Source organism: Anaerobacillus sp. MEB173, from assembly GCF_052119505.1.
In the GTDB taxonomy this organism is placed as follows: Bacteria; Bacillota; Bacilli; order Bacillales; family JBJMAU01; genus JBJMAU01.
Map to the genome: position 1 here is coordinate 720,736 of NZ_JBJMAU010000001.1, position 15,948 is coordinate 736,683.

13 protein-coding genes are annotated in these 15,948 nt (G+C 36.0%); 1 reads left to right on the forward strand and 12 read right to left on the reverse strand.

What is annotated here, in order from left to right; translation table 11 throughout:
- Nucleotides 1–39: 39 nt before the first annotated feature.
- The 5 genes from ACJ2A9_RS03595 to ACJ2A9_RS03615 all read right to left on the reverse strand — a co-directional run bounded on the left by ACJ2A9_RS03595 (nucleotide 40) and on the right by ACJ2A9_RS03615 (nucleotide 5,938).
- Complete coding sequence (locus ACJ2A9_RS03595) at nucleotides 40–2,622, reverse strand: helicase-related protein (protein WP_441420226.1); 2,583 nt, start codon at nucleotides 2,620–2,622, stop codon at nucleotides 40–42.
- A gap of 188 nt (nucleotides 2,623–2,810) precedes the next feature.
- Complete coding sequence (locus ACJ2A9_RS03600; protein WP_441420227.1) at nucleotides 2,811–3,368, reverse strand: DUF2179 domain-containing protein; 558 nt, start codon at nucleotides 3,366–3,368, stop codon at nucleotides 2,811–2,813.
- 216 nt (nucleotides 3,369–3,584) lie between these two features.
- The gene (locus ACJ2A9_RS03605; protein WP_441420228.1) at nucleotides 3,585–4,163 is read right to left on the reverse strand and encodes a glycerol-3-phosphate acyltransferase; all 579 of its coding nucleotides are present in this window, start codon (nucleotides 4,161–4,163) and stop codon (nucleotides 3,585–3,587) included.
- 117 nt (nucleotides 4,164–4,280) lie between these two features.
- The gene (locus ACJ2A9_RS03610) at nucleotides 4,281–5,216 is read right to left on the reverse strand and encodes a beta-ketoacyl-ACP synthase III (RefSeq protein WP_441420229.1); all 936 of its coding nucleotides are present in this window, start codon (nucleotides 5,214–5,216) and stop codon (nucleotides 4,281–4,283) included.
- A 176-nt stretch (nucleotides 5,217–5,392) separates the two neighbouring features.
- Nucleotides 5,393–5,938: a TIGR00730 family Rossman fold protein gene (locus tag ACJ2A9_RS03615; RefSeq protein WP_441420230.1), complete on the reverse strand. Its 546-nt coding sequence runs from the start codon at nucleotides 5,936–5,938 to the stop codon at nucleotides 5,393–5,395.
- Between the two features lie 384 nt (nucleotides 5,939–6,322).
- Here ACJ2A9_RS03615 and ACJ2A9_RS03620 point away from each other — a divergent pair, with 384 nt between their 5' ends.
- Nucleotides 6,323–7,555: an aminopeptidase gene (locus ACJ2A9_RS03620; RefSeq protein ID WP_441420231.1), complete on the forward strand. Its 1,233-nt coding sequence runs from the start codon at nucleotides 6,323–6,325 to the stop codon at nucleotides 7,553–7,555.
- Between the two features lie 413 nt (nucleotides 7,556–7,968).
- On the opposite strand, the gene ACJ2A9_RS03625 is transcribed toward ACJ2A9_RS03620, so the two are convergent.
- The 7 genes from ACJ2A9_RS03625 to ACJ2A9_RS03655 form a co-directional block, all read right to left on the reverse strand.
- Nucleotides 7,969–9,042, reverse strand: coding sequence for a branched-chain amino acid aminotransferase (locus ACJ2A9_RS03625; protein WP_441420232.1), 1,074 nt, complete (start codon nucleotides 9,040–9,042; stop codon nucleotides 7,969–7,971).
- A gap of 200 nt (nucleotides 9,043–9,242) precedes the next feature.
- A complete protein-coding gene (locus tag ACJ2A9_RS03630) occupies nucleotides 9,243–11,294 on the reverse strand; it encodes a molybdopterin oxidoreductase family protein (protein WP_441420233.1) in 2,052 nt (683 codons plus the stop codon).
- Between the two features lie 808 nt (nucleotides 11,295–12,102).
- Nucleotides 12,103–12,813 (reverse strand): TVP38/TMEM64 family protein, encoded by a 711-nt coding sequence (locus ACJ2A9_RS03635; RefSeq protein WP_441420234.1) that lies wholly within the window; start codon nucleotides 12,811–12,813, stop codon nucleotides 12,103–12,105.
- Nucleotides 12,814–12,974: 161 nt separating this feature from the next.
- Nucleotides 12,975–13,133 carry a hypothetical protein gene (locus tag ACJ2A9_RS03640; RefSeq protein WP_441420235.1) on the reverse strand — a complete coding sequence of 53 codons (159 nt, stop codon included), beginning with the start codon at nucleotides 13,131–13,133 and terminating at the stop codon, nucleotides 12,975–12,977.
- Between the two features lie 138 nt (nucleotides 13,134–13,271).
- Entirely contained in the window at nucleotides 13,272–13,574 is a 303-nt protein-coding gene (locus ACJ2A9_RS03645; RefSeq protein ID WP_441420236.1) for a hypothetical protein, read from the reverse strand.
- Between the two features lie 134 nt (nucleotides 13,575–13,708).
- A complete protein-coding gene (locus ACJ2A9_RS03650; protein WP_441420237.1) occupies nucleotides 13,709–14,767 on the reverse strand; it encodes a tartrate dehydrogenase in 1,059 nt (352 codons plus the stop codon).
- Between the two features lie 260 nt (nucleotides 14,768–15,027).
- Entirely contained in the window at nucleotides 15,028–15,933 is a 906-nt protein-coding gene (locus tag ACJ2A9_RS03655; RefSeq protein ID WP_441420238.1) for a LysR family transcriptional regulator, read from the reverse strand.
- Nucleotides 15,934–15,948: the final 15 nt, after the last annotated feature.

The following is a 15,948-nucleotide window of genomic DNA, read 5'->3' on the forward strand; positions in this document are numbered from 1 at the left end:
CTGTCATTTATGAGACATCCCCTCCAACTAAATTTCGTATTAATCATCATCATAATGTGCATACTGTTTTCTGCGATGGCGCATATAATAACACCGGTCGCAAATGGAATAACGGTAATCCCACGGAAGACTTTTCTCGCAGTGCTTACACTTTTTGGTGAAGTTACCCACATCTGTTTTTAATAATTCGTGAATCTCATCACTTAGCTTTTCTCGTAAACGTTCCCAATAGATTGCTTCTGTTCGACGATCCAATCGATATAAAAACAATAAATGCAGCCCTATCGCCTTATACGAAAGTTCAAGATCTTCAAGACTCTCTCTTATCACCTCTGGCTCTGGGAGCACCTTGCCTCTCACAATAGCCACCATCGTATCTCGCCATTGTTTAATTAATTCAGGTTCTTTCGTTGAAAATGGCAGGTGCAAAAAGCCATAAAGATCCATCATTGAAATCCGTGCCTCAATTTCTGTATCACGTATAAGATTATAAAGCTCTCTTTCCTCTGATAGCGTTGCTTTTTTTGTCCCTTTTGGACTCTCAAATTTATGCCACAGTTCAAAAAAAGTGCCTAAATCACGGTAATATTTCTGGTAACGTTCAAATACAGCATTTGTTGGTGCAATTGCAAATGTATGAACAGGTTCGTCCACTTGATTAAGAAGACGCTTCATTAACTTAATATCCTTTGTAAAAGCAACCTTCCCAACATTATAAATCCCTTTTCGACCTGCACGGCCAGCGATTTGCTTAATTTCCTGTGAGGTTAGTCTCCGCCTTCTCGTACCATCAAATTTTTCATTTTCTAAAAAAACAATCCTCCGAATTGGTAAGTTTAATCCCATCCCAATTGCATCAGTTGAAACAACAACAGTTGTTTCTCCATTAATAAATTGTTTCATTTGTTTTTTTCTTGTTTCAGGCGGCATACTACCATATATCATGCTGACGGAATGCCCGTCATTTTGTAACTTAGAAGCCGTTTCAAGAACACGTCTGCGTGAAAAACAAACTAACGCATCACCCTTTTGTGTCTGTTTTATTGAAAATTCTTTCGATTCGACCTCAAGAGGAATGTCACGATGGTATTCTCTAATTTCAATATCAGAGTCACCTAGCAGTTGAAGTATCATATTCTCAGAATTTAAACTCCCGATAATATGAACTTCTTTTGCATTAGCCTTTGTTATCGCTTTGTACCATGAAAAACCGCGGTCCTTATCAGCAATCATTTGTGCTTCATCTATCACAATAACATCATAAAAATCTTTCTCATAGAACATTTCAACTGTACACGAGAAATGCGTTGCTGTCTCGAGATCCTTCTCTTCCTCACCTGTTTTCAATCCACATGCTATACCATCTGAATTTAATTTATCATATACCTCCAGTGCTAATAGACGCAGTGGGGCCAAATATAAACCACTATTCGCTTTCTTCATCCGTTCAAGTGCATGATGAGTTTTCCCTGTATTTGTCTCACCGATATGAAGAACGTATCGAATGTTACGTCCAATAGACGGGCTGTATTCCCGACCGAAAATATCATCAAGCATCCGTTCTTCCTCGGCTTTTTTTCTTTCTATTTCTGCTTGTTCTTCGGCTTTTCTCCGTTCACGATTTTCTATATCCCGGCGGTAGATCTCTTCATGTATCTTAGCATCAAACGGGATCTCACAAAGAGCAATTAAATCTGTAAGGTACTCATCCTGGATTCTGTAAAAAAAGGCATCCGCAATATCATCTATTTCATACGAAATCATTTCTTTCAGTATTTCACCAGTAAGCCTTGTTCCACATGCCTGTTCATATTGCTCGATAACTTCTGAGGATATTGTAGCGAGAACACTCTCTGTTATCTGTTCATGAAGGAATGTATGGATTAATTGCTCATATTTCTCATAATACATTTCATAAACAAAATAACGCTGTCCCCATTCATACGTTTTATGAACTGCACCCGTTAACTCTTCAAAAAATTGAGAGACTTTTACATAGTCACCAGCATCGAACGAACCTTCTTCAATTAACTTTTCTTCTATTTTATAAATGTCTGTATACTGATATTTTTTATTATTGTTAAGATCATATATCAATTGGTTTGCAACTTTACTTCGAACAGATAAAAACAGCAGATGACGATCTTGGTCAATCACTTTTTGTGAAGCGTTATGAATAACCAGTTGAACATTTCGCTTCTTTTCAGCTTCAATTCTTTCCTCTTCCCGCTTAAAAAAGGATGTTCTTGCTTTTTCATACCGCTGTGACCACTTATCTTCCTCACCACTAAACTCTTCATTGAGCCAACCTTCCACATCAAACGGCCGATACGCTCTCATCTCATTTCTAAAAAGCCGATTAATAAGCTTACGATCGACCCCTTCAACCTCATAATCCTGCCTTCGTAAAAAGCTTTTTTTCTCATTTTTAGGCACATCATTTGTTACTTTGTTCAACCATACATTCACCCATATTTGTTCAATATATTGTGCTCTATCATTTAAATATTGATCAAACGTTTGTAACGTGTCTTTATTTTCAAGATAACTGTCAATATCTTCGTACACTTTTCTCTTTGTATGTTCAATTGCTTGAGCATAAACTGCAGTTATTTTGTCCATGAAAGATCTCCTTTCAATACTAACAGTTTTATCTAGTTTTAACATTATTAGATCATTTATGTTCGATTTATTACTGTGTTATTAAAGTATACAGAGAAAAGATAACTGTTTAAAGAAAATCGCTTAAATTTAAAATAAAGAAAAATAAAAAAAGCCTGATAATATCAGACTTTTATAAAAAAATATGGTTAAACGGCATTTTCTTGCTTTTTCTTCTTTAAGAACAGTTCTCTTCTTTTCTTCATTGCCTTTGTAATATAACCACCCTTAAAGTTTCTAGGTTCATACGAGGCTACAAAAGCAGTTGCTTCGTAATCACTTATGATTTTATAGAACTCTTTCTCACGATCTCTTCTTGCCGTACAATATAAAAGCGTACGGGAAGTACTGATTCCTTCAACTTCACTTGTAGAAACACTGAAGCCTAATTCTCTTAATTTATTAATCAGGTCTACGTTCTTTCGTGGAATATTGGCTTCAATTGTCACATAACCTATTGCTAATTTCTCTTCAATTATACCGCCAATATATAAGCCAACCCCAAATCCCAGAGCATAGGCAATCATATTTAAATAGTTTGATAGATCACTAAAAACAAGGGCAATCGCACCAACATATATAATCCCTTCTAAGATTCCCATAGCTGAAGCTTGTTTTTTCATACTCTTAACCATAAGAATAGTCCTTAATGTTAACACAGGTACGTAAATCAACTGTGCCACAAAAATAATTAATGCGCTTAACATCTCCCATCATCCTTTATATCAATATAATCTAGACAAGTGTAACAGAAATGATCAAGAAATATAATACAAATTCAAAGAATTTTACAGGAATTTTTTCCAATGTAATTTTCTGAACACTTCAAAAATACTTCAAAAACAACATTGTTATCATTTGAAGCAAATCTCACATGAGTGAACCATAAACAAATAAAAAAGTACACTGTAATGTAGTGTACTTTATTTCAATTCTAAAGGTTGATCAGAAGAATTTGCAAGCTCAATATTTTCCTTATGACGAAGGAAAATAAATAATATGATAAGGAATGCTGCAACAATTGCTAACATCTCACCACTACTTATAAATTGATAAGGAATAAAGAAAAATGCACTAATTCCAATAACCAGCATATATTTTTTAAATACCAAACCAATAATCCACAGTCCGAGCATGATCACTAAGGCAATTGGCTCAGCTGCAAGGAAAATTCCCAGACTCGTGGCAATTCCTTTACCACCAGTGAAATTCAAGAAAATAGACTTAATATTTCCTACAAGCACAAACAAACCAATAATCATCGCTTGACTAATCGTAAAATATTTTAATGAGCAAAATACCGTTAAGAACGCTTTACCTAAGTCCCCCACTAATACTATAAATCCCAACTTCTTACCTACACTTAAGTACATATTACTAGCACCAATATTTTTGGTACCAACTGATTGTATATCAATACCCTTTAATTTGGCGATTATTTTTCCCGTTGGTATTGAGCCAATAATGTACGCAACTATACAGAATAATAAAAACGTAAGCATTTGCATACCCCATTTATTAATTTTAGCGTCTATATTAACTATACAAAAAACAATGAAAGAAGCCTAGCTTTTTTTATTGTTATTTTAATAAAATAACTGGAGCATTTTCCAATTAAACTATATTCCCCATTTTATAACAACGGATCCCCAGGTTAGTCCTCCGCCAAACCCAACTAATACAACCGTATCTCCATCTTTAATTTTATTGTTTTGAAGATCATCATAGAGAGAAATTGGAATTGAAGCGGCTGAAGTATTTCCATATTTATCAAGAGTTATCGAAACTTTATCTTCGGCTAACCCCAGTCTCTCCCTCGCTGCTTCTATAATTCTCGTATTTGCTTGATGTGGAATTAGATAATCAACATCATCCTGCTGTAAGCCCGCTTTCTGAATAGCAGTGACTGCAGATTCACCAATTTTTTTCACGGCAAACTTATAGACTTCGCGACCTTTCATCTTTACAACTTGATCGACATAAAGGTGACTGCCTCCAGATCCGTCTGCGCCTAAATCATAGCTTAATATCCCCTTTTCCTCAGAGACCTGTCCAATTAAAACAGCCCCTGCCCCATCTCCAAAGAGAACACACGTATTTCGATCATTCCAATCTAAGATTTCAGAATACTTTTCTGCACCGATCACTAACGCATATTGATGATTGCCTGATTGAATAAACTGTTGTGCCGTCACTAATGCATAGACAAAACCGGAACAAGCCGCACTCATATCGAAGGCAAATGCGCGACTAGCACCTAGTCTATCTTGAACCATACAGGCGATAGAAGGGAAAGAAGACTCGGGTGTTGATGTTGCGACAACAATAAGATCGACCATATCCGGAGTAATATTTGCTTGTTCAATTGCTTCTAACGCTGAATAATAAGCCATGTCAGAAGTTCTTATATCCTCAGTCGCCAGTCTTCTTTCTTTAATTCCTGTTCTCGATTGAATCCACTCATCGGTGGTATCGATTCTCTCTTCTAAATCTTTATTTGTAACAATATTTTCCGGAACAAACTTTCCAACACTGATTATACCTACTTTGTTCATTAAATATCTCCCTTATTATTAGTTGTTATTACCAACTACCAAGAACAGCTAAAAAAACGAATCACCTATCTAAGGTGGAATTTTAACCATTTATAAACATAACGATACTAATTATAGTGTAAGATCTCGCAAATTTAAAGTGCTTTAATACGTGGCCCACGATCTCGCATCGAAATTTAGTTTGGTTCCAAATTAAATTTCGATAGTAACTTTGCAGGATCATCCTCTAATAAAATTAGATCACGGATTTCCTGACTCATAAATCCTTGTTGAACCATATGATCGGCTAGTTTGATAAACGGATCATAATAGTTATCAATATTCAGAAGTCCGCAAGGCTTCTTATGTTCACCTATTGCATTCCAAGTAATTACTTCAGCAAATTCTTCAAGCGTTCCAATTCCGCCAGGTAAAGCGATGAAACCATCTGACAATTCATACATCATTGCTTTGCGTTCATGCATTGAATTTACAACTCTTAAATCTGTTAATCCTTCATTTGAAATTTCTTTTTTTACCAATATCTGTGGGATAATACCGATTACTTCTCCTCCATTTTCATGAACAGTTTGAGCAATTGCCCCCATTAATCCGATACTGGATCCTCCATATATTAATTTAATTTTTTGTTCAGCAAGCAAATTTCCAAGTTTAATTGCCCCTTCTTTATAGGTATCATTCTTCCCTGCACGGGAACCACAAAATACTGCGATACTTCTCATAATGTACCTCCATGGAATCATTATTGTACAACTTGTAGTATATACTATTTGATAAAGATACCAATCTTTCCTGTTTGTAGCTCTCAGATTCTATAGCCAATTTCCGTGTTGATTGTCATACTAATGCTTGTTCAATATATGAAAAAATTGGTAAGATAAAAGAATAACTTACTAAAGGCTCAGTTAAAGTTTGATGTTGATTTTTGGCTCGTTTTTAAGAATGTTAGAATGAACTTGTAAAAGAAAATGAATTTTCTTTTACAAGTTCATTCTAACATTCTTACCTTTCAGTACCTGAAAGGCGTGTGAATTTAAAAATTCACACGTACGAGCCAAAAATCAACATCAAACTTTAACACAGCCTATATAAAAAGGAGTTTTTTTATGTCTAATTTTAACCAAAATTTAGAAAAGTACGCTGACCTTGCTGTCAAAGTAGGAGTAAATATCCAAAAAGGGCAGACTCTTGTCGTAAATGCTCCACTTTCTGCAACTGACTTTGTACGTCAAGTAGCCAAAAAGGCGTATGAAGCAGGAGCAAAAAATGTTCACGTTGAATGGAATGATGAACAAATTACACGTTTGAAATATGACCTGGCACCTGATGATGCCTTTAACGAATTCCCAACCTGGAAAGCAAAAGGGTACGAAGAAATGGCAGAAAATGGTGCTGCTTTCTTATCCATTACCTCTGCAGATCCCGACCTGTTAAAAGGAGTAAATCCAGATCGCATTGCCAACGCCAATAAAGCTCAAGGTGTTGCCATGCAAGCATTCCGTGGCTATATTCAAGCTGATAAAGTAAGTTGGTCAGTTATCGCAGTACCTTCAAAAGGATGGGCGAAGAAGGTGTTTCCTGACAATAATGAAGATGAACAAATAGAATTGCTATGGGAGGCTATTTTTAAAGCAACTCGTGTCGATCAAGAGGATCCTGTCCAAGCTTGGCAAGATCATAATGATAACCTCCTGAAAAAAGTGGATGTGCTAAACAGTAAAAAATACAAAACACTTCATTATGAAGCAACAGGAACAAAACTTTCAGTTGACCTCCCTGATCGTCATATTTGGGTTGGTGCTGGCAGCGAAAATGAAAATGGTACATTTTTCATGGCTAATATGCCAACTGAAGAAGTATTTACAACACCTCACAAGGATGGTGTTAATGGTGTCGTTACCAGTACGAAGCCATTAAATTACGGCGGAAACGTGATTGATAATTTCTCACTAACGTTTGAAAATGGGAAAGTTGTTGATTTTTCAGCAGAAACAGGCTATGAAACATTACAGCGACTCCTTGATACGGATGAAGGTGCCCGTAGACTTGGTGAGATTGCCCTTGTCCCACATGATTCACCTATTTCAAATGCGAACATCATTTTCTACAATACGTTATTCGATGAAAATGCATCAAATCATCTCGCTCTAGGTAACGCGTATGCCTTCTGTTTAGAAGGTGGAAAAACGATGAGTAAAGAAGAATTGAGCAAGCATGGTGCAAATGAAAGCATTACTCACGTTGATTTCATGATCGGTTCAGCCGAAATGAATATTGACGGTGAAACACAAGATGGAAACCGTGAGCCAATCTTCCGTAATGGAAATTGGGCGTTTTAAAGAAAGGTTAGAGAAAGAAATCGTTACAGATTTCTTTCTCTTTTTTTATATTTCGCTTCCCTATTTCATAAAAACCAAAAAAAGAGATGGAACCGCAGTGGGTCCACCTCTTCTTTTCCCGTCACCATTATTCAAGCTTCACTATTCAACAAACAATTTGGGGTCGTATCGATATTTGTTTGCCAGAGACACCTCATTTCATTCCTGTTAGAAACATTCTTGAAAGTTCTGGTCACTGTACAACTTTATCACCTCATTGTAAGGCTTGAAAATCGAAACTTCCTATTGTATATCTGAACATCACTTGAGTGATGGTGTTGGGTTGTGAGGAACACATTGCTTGCGTCCTCACCAATTATAATGGCCAGATTCAAACCTTTCTATACATCTGCATTAAATTTTTTTGATAATATTTATTTTACTTCTTTAATCCAATTAAATCGATCTTCAATTCGTCCAGTTTGAATCCCGGTTAAAGTCTCATATACCCTTTTTGATAATGCACCAGTCTGTTTGTTGTTAATGACCATATTATGCTCTTTCCAAATTAATTCACCAATTGGAGAAATAACGGCAGCTGTACCCGTTCCAAATGCTTCTTCTAAAGAACCGTTTTCATACGCTTGGTATAACTCTTCGATAGAAATTTGTTGTTCAACAACAGGGACATCCCAAGATTTTAGCAATTCAATAATCGACTTTCGTGTAATCCCAGATAAAATACTGCCACTTAAGGCTGGAGTGACAACTTCACCATTTATTTTGAAGAACACGTTCATACTTCCAACTTCTTCAATATACTTATTCTCTATCGCATCTAACCAAAGAACTTGTGTATACCCTTTTTGATGTGCATTTTCTTGAGCTGTATACGATGCTGAGTAGTTTCCTCCTGTTTTTGCCGTACCTGTTCCGCCACGTACAGCCCTTTTATACTCATCTTCTACATAAATAGTAACAGGATTAATACCTTCTGGGTAATACGCTCCTACAGGTGATAAAATGATCATTAATAAATAGGATTTAGACGGTGCTGTAACAAGACTCTCTTCAGTCGCAATAATAAACGGCCGTATGTAAAGAGATTGCCCCTCAGTATCAGGCACCCAATCCTGTTCAAGCTTAACCAGCTCATTCAAGCATTCTAACATGAACTCTTCATCAACAGGAGGAATACTTAATCGATCGTTAGACAGATTTAATCGTTTGAAATTTTCCTCTGGGCGAAATAATAAGATGCGATTATCTTCTGTACGGTATGCTTTTAAACCTTCAAATACAGTTTGTCCATAATGAAAAATTTTCGCAGACGGATCTAAAGAAATTGGCCCATAAGGTACAATACGAGGATCATACCAGCCTTTCCCTTCTTCATAATTCATTAAGAACATGTGATCTGTAAAATGCTTACCAAAGCCAATTGTTTCTGGATCTGGTTTCGCCTTTTTATTTTGGTTTTTTACAATTTCAAGTGTTGTGTTACTCATTGTATTCTCTCCCTTTATTAAGTTATTGGTACCTCATGAAGTCATTCAACTGGGAACTTACCAGCGGTCATCGTCTTTACCCCAACCAAATGATAGCAAAGGCTGCCGATAGTTGGGGTTTCTTAATCAGCAACCATTTATTTCTATTATTATCTCATTTTAAAGAAAAATTTAGTAAATTTCACTACTTGTTTAAAATTTTATAATCTTCTATTAATACGCGCAACATTTACACGTCCTGAAAAAAATGTAGCGCCCCCACCCATATCAGCAACACGATCCGGAGTCAGTGAATTGACGAAATACTTATGATCTTCAATGTCAGCCCAAATTCCTTGACTTACAAGTACACCTGGAAGAACATTCTCTCCAACAGCTGCAATCAGTTCACACTCACCCCGATGATTAAATACTCTGACTTTTTCACCATCCACAATTCCTAACTCTAATGCATCACTCGCATTCATGTGTATTCGCGGATACTTTTCTAGCTCTACATGCTTATCATTATTAGAAAATGTTGAGTTTAAAAAATTATGGTTTGGTGCCGGGATAAATTGAAACGGTAACTCCTCTTCATCCTTATTCGGAATGTAGGTCGGAAGCGGCGGCAACCCATCATACGCCATTGCTTTTGAATAAAGTTCTATTTTTCCACTTGGCGTAGGAATTTCTCCTGGGAACAATGGTTTTACTTTAGCTTTTACATATTGATGTTCAATTAACGTTTCATAGTCAATCCCCTCTAAATAAGGATTGTTAGTGTTTGTAAGTGACTGCTTTATCATTTCTTCATCCGTATCATAAAGCAGCGCTTCATCAAATCCAAAAGAACTGGCTAATAAGCGAAATACTTCAGAGTTCGATTTACTCTCCCCATATTTCTCAATTACCGGCTGTTGAATTTGGATATAATGATGCCAATACGATGTGTAGAAGTCCGTGTTTTCATATGAAGAAGTCGACGGCAACACTAAATCTGCATACATACATGTTTCCGTAAGAAACATATCATGCACGACAAGAAAGAGATCATCCCGTTTCAATCCATGTCTAACTTTATTTCCAGCTGGTGTTACAAGAGCTGGGTTACTGTTATAAACATATAATGACTTAATCGGCGGATCTAATTCCGTCAAAGCCTGACCAATCAGGTTCATATTGATAATGCGTGTATTTTTATTTTGCAACAAATCAGGGCGTTGTAATGCATGTGTATTGTGGGTTAAGTAACTGCCGTTTCCCTTAATTGCCCCACCTCCATGCTCGATCCATTGCCCAGTAAGTGCCGGCAAACAAGCGATGGCCCTTACTGCCATTCCTCCATTATCATGATGTTGAATACCATTTCCAATTCGAATAAACGAAGGAGTCATTTGTCCATACATCCGTGCTAACCGATATAGATCCTCCACAGGAATACCCGTAATTTTGGACACTGATTGTGGGTCATATTGCTTGACGTGCTCTCGAAGCTCTTTGTAGCCAATTGTATGGCTTTCAAGAAAATCATTATTTGTCATACTTTCATTAAATATAATATGCATCATTCCTAGTGCCAACGCACTATCCGTACCTGGTAAAATCGGGATAAACCAGTCAGCCAAACGTCCTGTTTGATTTTTATGCACATCAATAACGATAATCTTTGCTCCATTTTTTCTCGCCTTTTGTGCCAAAGCTACTTGGTGCATGTTCGTACTAACCGCATTGATTCCCCAAAAAATAAATAATTTTGTATCAATCGTTTCTTCAGGATCTGACCCAAAGCTGCCACCCATCGTATAGCCATATCCTTTTGATCCTGCTGCAGAACAAATCGTTCGATCCAGTCTGCTTGCACCTAATCGATAGAAGAATCGGTCACCCATTCCTTCTGCACTAATCCTGCCCATATTCCCATAGAAGCTATATGGCAAAATACTCTGTGCACCGTCAGACTTAATAAGATCGTTCCAACGAGATGTAATCGTCTTTATTGCTTCCTCCCAACTAATCCTAACAAATTTCCCTTCACCTTTTGCCCCAATTCGTTTAAGAGGGTATCGCAATCGATTACGATCATAAATTCTTTCAGTCATATGGCGAACTTTATTACAGATATTCCCTTTTGTCACAGGATGATCGGGGTCACCGGTGACTTTAACAATCTTTCCATCCTTTTTATGAAGGAGGAGACCGCATTGATCTGGGCAATCAAGGGAACATACGGATGGAAATACACCATTTTGTTCATTTATATAGTCCTTCATTATAAAAAACCCTTTCAATTTATAGATCCTTTTAACTTAGTAAACCCATTTTATCGTAATATAACATTAATTTCGACAATTTAATAGAAAAATCCTTTTTAAAATGACAACAATAATAAGGAAAAACAAAAAAAATCTAGCTATATAAAGCTAGATTAGTAACAGTTAACACCTTAAGAGACCCAACCATTAAAACATCACATAGTATAACCTTTGCTATGAATTTGATACATTAGCACCTAGAAAGTGATGTTTGTTCGTTCCGTACGTTAATTGAGATTCCTTTCAGTTTTTTTCATTTACTTACTCGAAATTACACTATCATACATCACGATACGCTTGATTGATTTCTTCTAGGATCTTTTTTTACAAACTTATAAAAGATCTTTTGCTCATACATCCGTGGACTTTTGTCCGTACTAATTCTAACATGAGTATTAATAAATCTTTCAGCTAGACTCAGCTTTAATTGGTTTTACGTTATTTTACATATTTTAACGGAACCAACTCAGATGGTTGAGCCTTTTAAAGTGTTAACTTTATGTTTCTCTTTCTATTTACATTATAGCATAAGCACATTAACATTCCTGTGAACAAATAGTGAAATAAAAAATGGCTCAGTTAAAGTTTGATGTTGATTTTGGGCTTGTTTTATAAAATATGAATGAACTGGAAAAAGAAAATGCATTTTCTTTTTCCAGTTCATTCATATTTTCTGACCTTTCAGTACCTGAAAGGCGTGTGAATCTTTGGATTCACACGAACTAGCCCAAAATCAACATCAAACTTTAACTGAGCCTTAAAACAATTACTGACTGACATCTTGATTGTTTAGTATGAGTATCTCTTCTTTTTTCTTCCGTTTTGACATACGATGTTGATGAAATAATATAAATACTAAGACAAAACAAAAAATAAAATAGGAAATTAAATATATACTAATATCTCGACCAGGAAATGTCACTGGAGAGCTGATTAACGTTAACAACCAGATCATTGACTTATTTCCAACAACTGTAGACCAGAAGTATGCTTTGATACCAATCGGTGATAAAGCTGCCATAATCGAAATAACATTACTGGGAATAACCGGTATACTCCTTAGTAAAATAATCGCCCATACTCCATAAAGATCAATAAAAGGACGCCACTTTTGATGGTTTTTTTTCCTTTCATCCCAAAGTTTATGAGTAACTTCATCAAAGAAATAGCGAGATAAAACAAAACATACGAGCGCACCAATTAAACTGCCAATCCAGCTAAAAAATATCCCTTGCACTAACCCAAAAAGACTAATATGAATAATAAGTATCAAGATAAATGGAAAAGCTGTCACCACTCCCTGAAGAATAGCCAGAGGAATCGTAATCCAAAGCATGCTATACCCGACTTGTTCACGTAATTCTTCTGTAAAATAATAAATATTTTCATCTGTTAAATTTTTCATTTCATCAGTATTCAACAACCACACAACCAGGATCACAAACATGATGAGGATGATCCATTTTACTTTTTTCATTGGTTTCTCCTTGAGTATATTTTTTACTCTAAAACCCTTGTAAAACTTGCTACTTATAAATTATGAAGCAGTTTTCCGGTTTTTTCAAACGATATCCTTCAAATAGTATCATATAATAAAAATTAAGCATCCAAATAGAAGATGCTTAATCCATTACATACTTATAACAAGAATGATAGTGCGATAATAAATATAGACAAATGATATAATAAATCCATAACATTGTTTGTAATTGATTTATTAAGCAGTGTGATTGCTACATAACCAGATCTTACAACAATAATAATGAGAGCTATTTTGATTAAGAATGGTGATATCAAACTGCTGCACCCCCAAAAATGATTTATTACTAATTAACTTTATGTTCAGAAAGTGTCCATTACAACTTCTTTTTTGGCGGCGGTACAGTTTGGAGGTTAATTGCCTTGTCTGTGAATTACTATTACTATCTCTTTCGATTAATCATAGGTGGTCATTTCAAGACCATCGAGAATTCGTTCTAATTCCATTAAGAAATTTAATTGAAGTGGGCCAGGGAGCTCACTTTCTATATATTCGATTTCAGGTAGTGCCTCTGCCTTTTCAATCGTTTGCGGCTTTTCTTCAATTGAATGAAACCATTTTTCAAACTCATCAATAAACAGGTAAAAGTGCCTTTCAAATATATTCGCCCACTCAGCACCTTCATCCCCAGCTGTTTCCTGCATGTTTTTCCAGTATTCCAATGCTGTGTGTAATGAATCCAATACGTTTTGAAACATTTAACTGTCACGCCTCCTAAAAAATAAACCACTTCTGTTGGAAGTGGTCTACTTTCATTATCTACACTTTAATCTTATCAGCTTGTTACAGCAATTACCACATAAAAGCATTTACCGTTTTAGAGTGATCTTATTTATAGCTCCTTTAGCTTAGAAATAATAGCATTTGTTACGTCTTCAGTTGATGCAGTACCTCCAATATCAGGAGTTTTAATTCCTTCTTCTGTTACCTCTTCAATAATCTCTAATAATTTATCTGCGATTTCATGTTCCCCAAAGTGATCGAGCATCATCTTTCCAGTCCAAATTTGTCCAATTGGATTGGCGATCCCTTTCCCGACAATATCAGGGGCAGAACCATGAACTGGTTCAAACATTGATGGAAATTTTCCATTTACATTGAGGTTCGCAGCTGGTCCAATCCCGATACTCCCCATTACTGCGGCACTTATATCAGTCAGAATATCTCCAAATAAATTGCTGGCAACAACTACATCAAATTCTGCAGGACGTGTCACAAAAAATGCAGATAATGCATCAATATGTGCAGAACTTGCTTCTACTTCCGGAAAATCTATGGAAACATCTTTAAAGACCTCATCCCAGAATGGCATCGAGTAAACTATTCCATTAGACTTTGTTGCACTTGTAACTTTATTTCTTCTCTGCTTTGCTAACTTAAACGCGTAGCGCATCGCACGTTCGGTTGCCTTTCTCGTAAAAACAGCATTTTGAACAACAATTTCATCATCACCACTATGTATTCGTCCACCAGCTTCACTATATTCACCTTCACTATTTTCGCGTACGACAATGATGTCAAAGTTATTCGCATTGACGATGGGTGGATTAATTCCTCTTATTTGCTTTGCGTGTCTAATATTAAGAGATTGTTCAAAACCTCTTCTGATCTTTATTAATAAACCCCACAGTGAAATATGGTCCTCTACTAGATTTGGATTTCCAACAGCACTTAAAAATACAGCATCACTATCACTTAATTGATCTAAACCATCTTTTGGCATCATTTCACCATGTTCAAGATAATATTCGCAACTCCATGGATATTCCTCCTTTGAAAATTTAATACCACCATGGATATCTGCAACTGTATCTAACACTCGTAATGCGTGAGGCATAACTTCTTTTCCAATTCCATCACCTGGGATGACGGCTAACTTAATCGTTTTCATTCAAAATTCAACTCCTCTATCTTGTTTCCTTGAGTCAATTCAACATGATAAAAATCCCCAAATTTAGTCATCTTTTTTACCGCTGAGTTATTTCATTATAGCATTTTGTCTATATTTGCAGAATGAAAAGTTTTTCTTTTTTGATTACAAGAAATATTCGCGCAATTATTTATCAAGCACCTCTCAGCTTCTGTTAGCAGATCCCCGATTATAAAAAAAGCTGATAAATTACCAGTACATCAGCCCTTCATAATTTCTCCTTATTTATTGAAACCACTTAACACGGCAAAGAAATCTTTTAGAAATTCATGAAACAATTTCTCAGTCGGTAACAGTTCACGGTCACTCGGTATGACGATCCCTACAGTTCGTGTAACTTCTGGATCACTAATCGGGAGCTTAACAGTTGAACGCGGCAAACTATCAATTAACGTGATTTCAGGAATAAGTGTAACCCCTAATCCGGCAGATACAAGCCCTTTAATTGCATCAATATCTTCTCCTTCAAATGAAACTTTCGGTTGAAATCCCAGTTGTTGACAAGCTTCAACTACAATATCACGTAAGATAAAACCATTTGGAAATAACACGAAGGAATCATTCCTTAGCTGACTTAATTCAATGGACCTTTGACTTGCAAGAGGATGATTCATGGGTAGAAGAGCAACAATTTTTTCCAGGAAAAGAATATCCCCTTTTATTTTTTTTTCATTTTTTGGGACAGGACCTAATAAAGCCATATCAATATCCCCTTTTACAACTGCATCAACTAAATTAAAGTATGCTCCTTGACTCAGCTTAAATTTGACTTCAGGATATCGATCTCGAAAAGCTGATATTGCGGTAGGTAATGTATAATTGGCCATGCTGCTTGGAAATCCGATCCGGATTGTCCCTTTCTCCGGATCTAAGAACTCTTGAACCTCACGTTGAGCATTTTCGATTACCTTCATTGCTTCTTTCATATGATCTAGAAAAACTTTCCCAATTGGAGTTAGCTTTACGTTCCTCCCATCACGTATAAACAAATTGACACCTAATTCAGATTCCAAATTAAATATTTGACGACTTACTGCCGACTGGGCAACATGAAGCGCATGAGCAGCTTCTGTTACATGCTCTCTATTCGCCACCTCAATAAAATATTGAATTTGTCTAAATTCCATTTTTTATCCCCATTT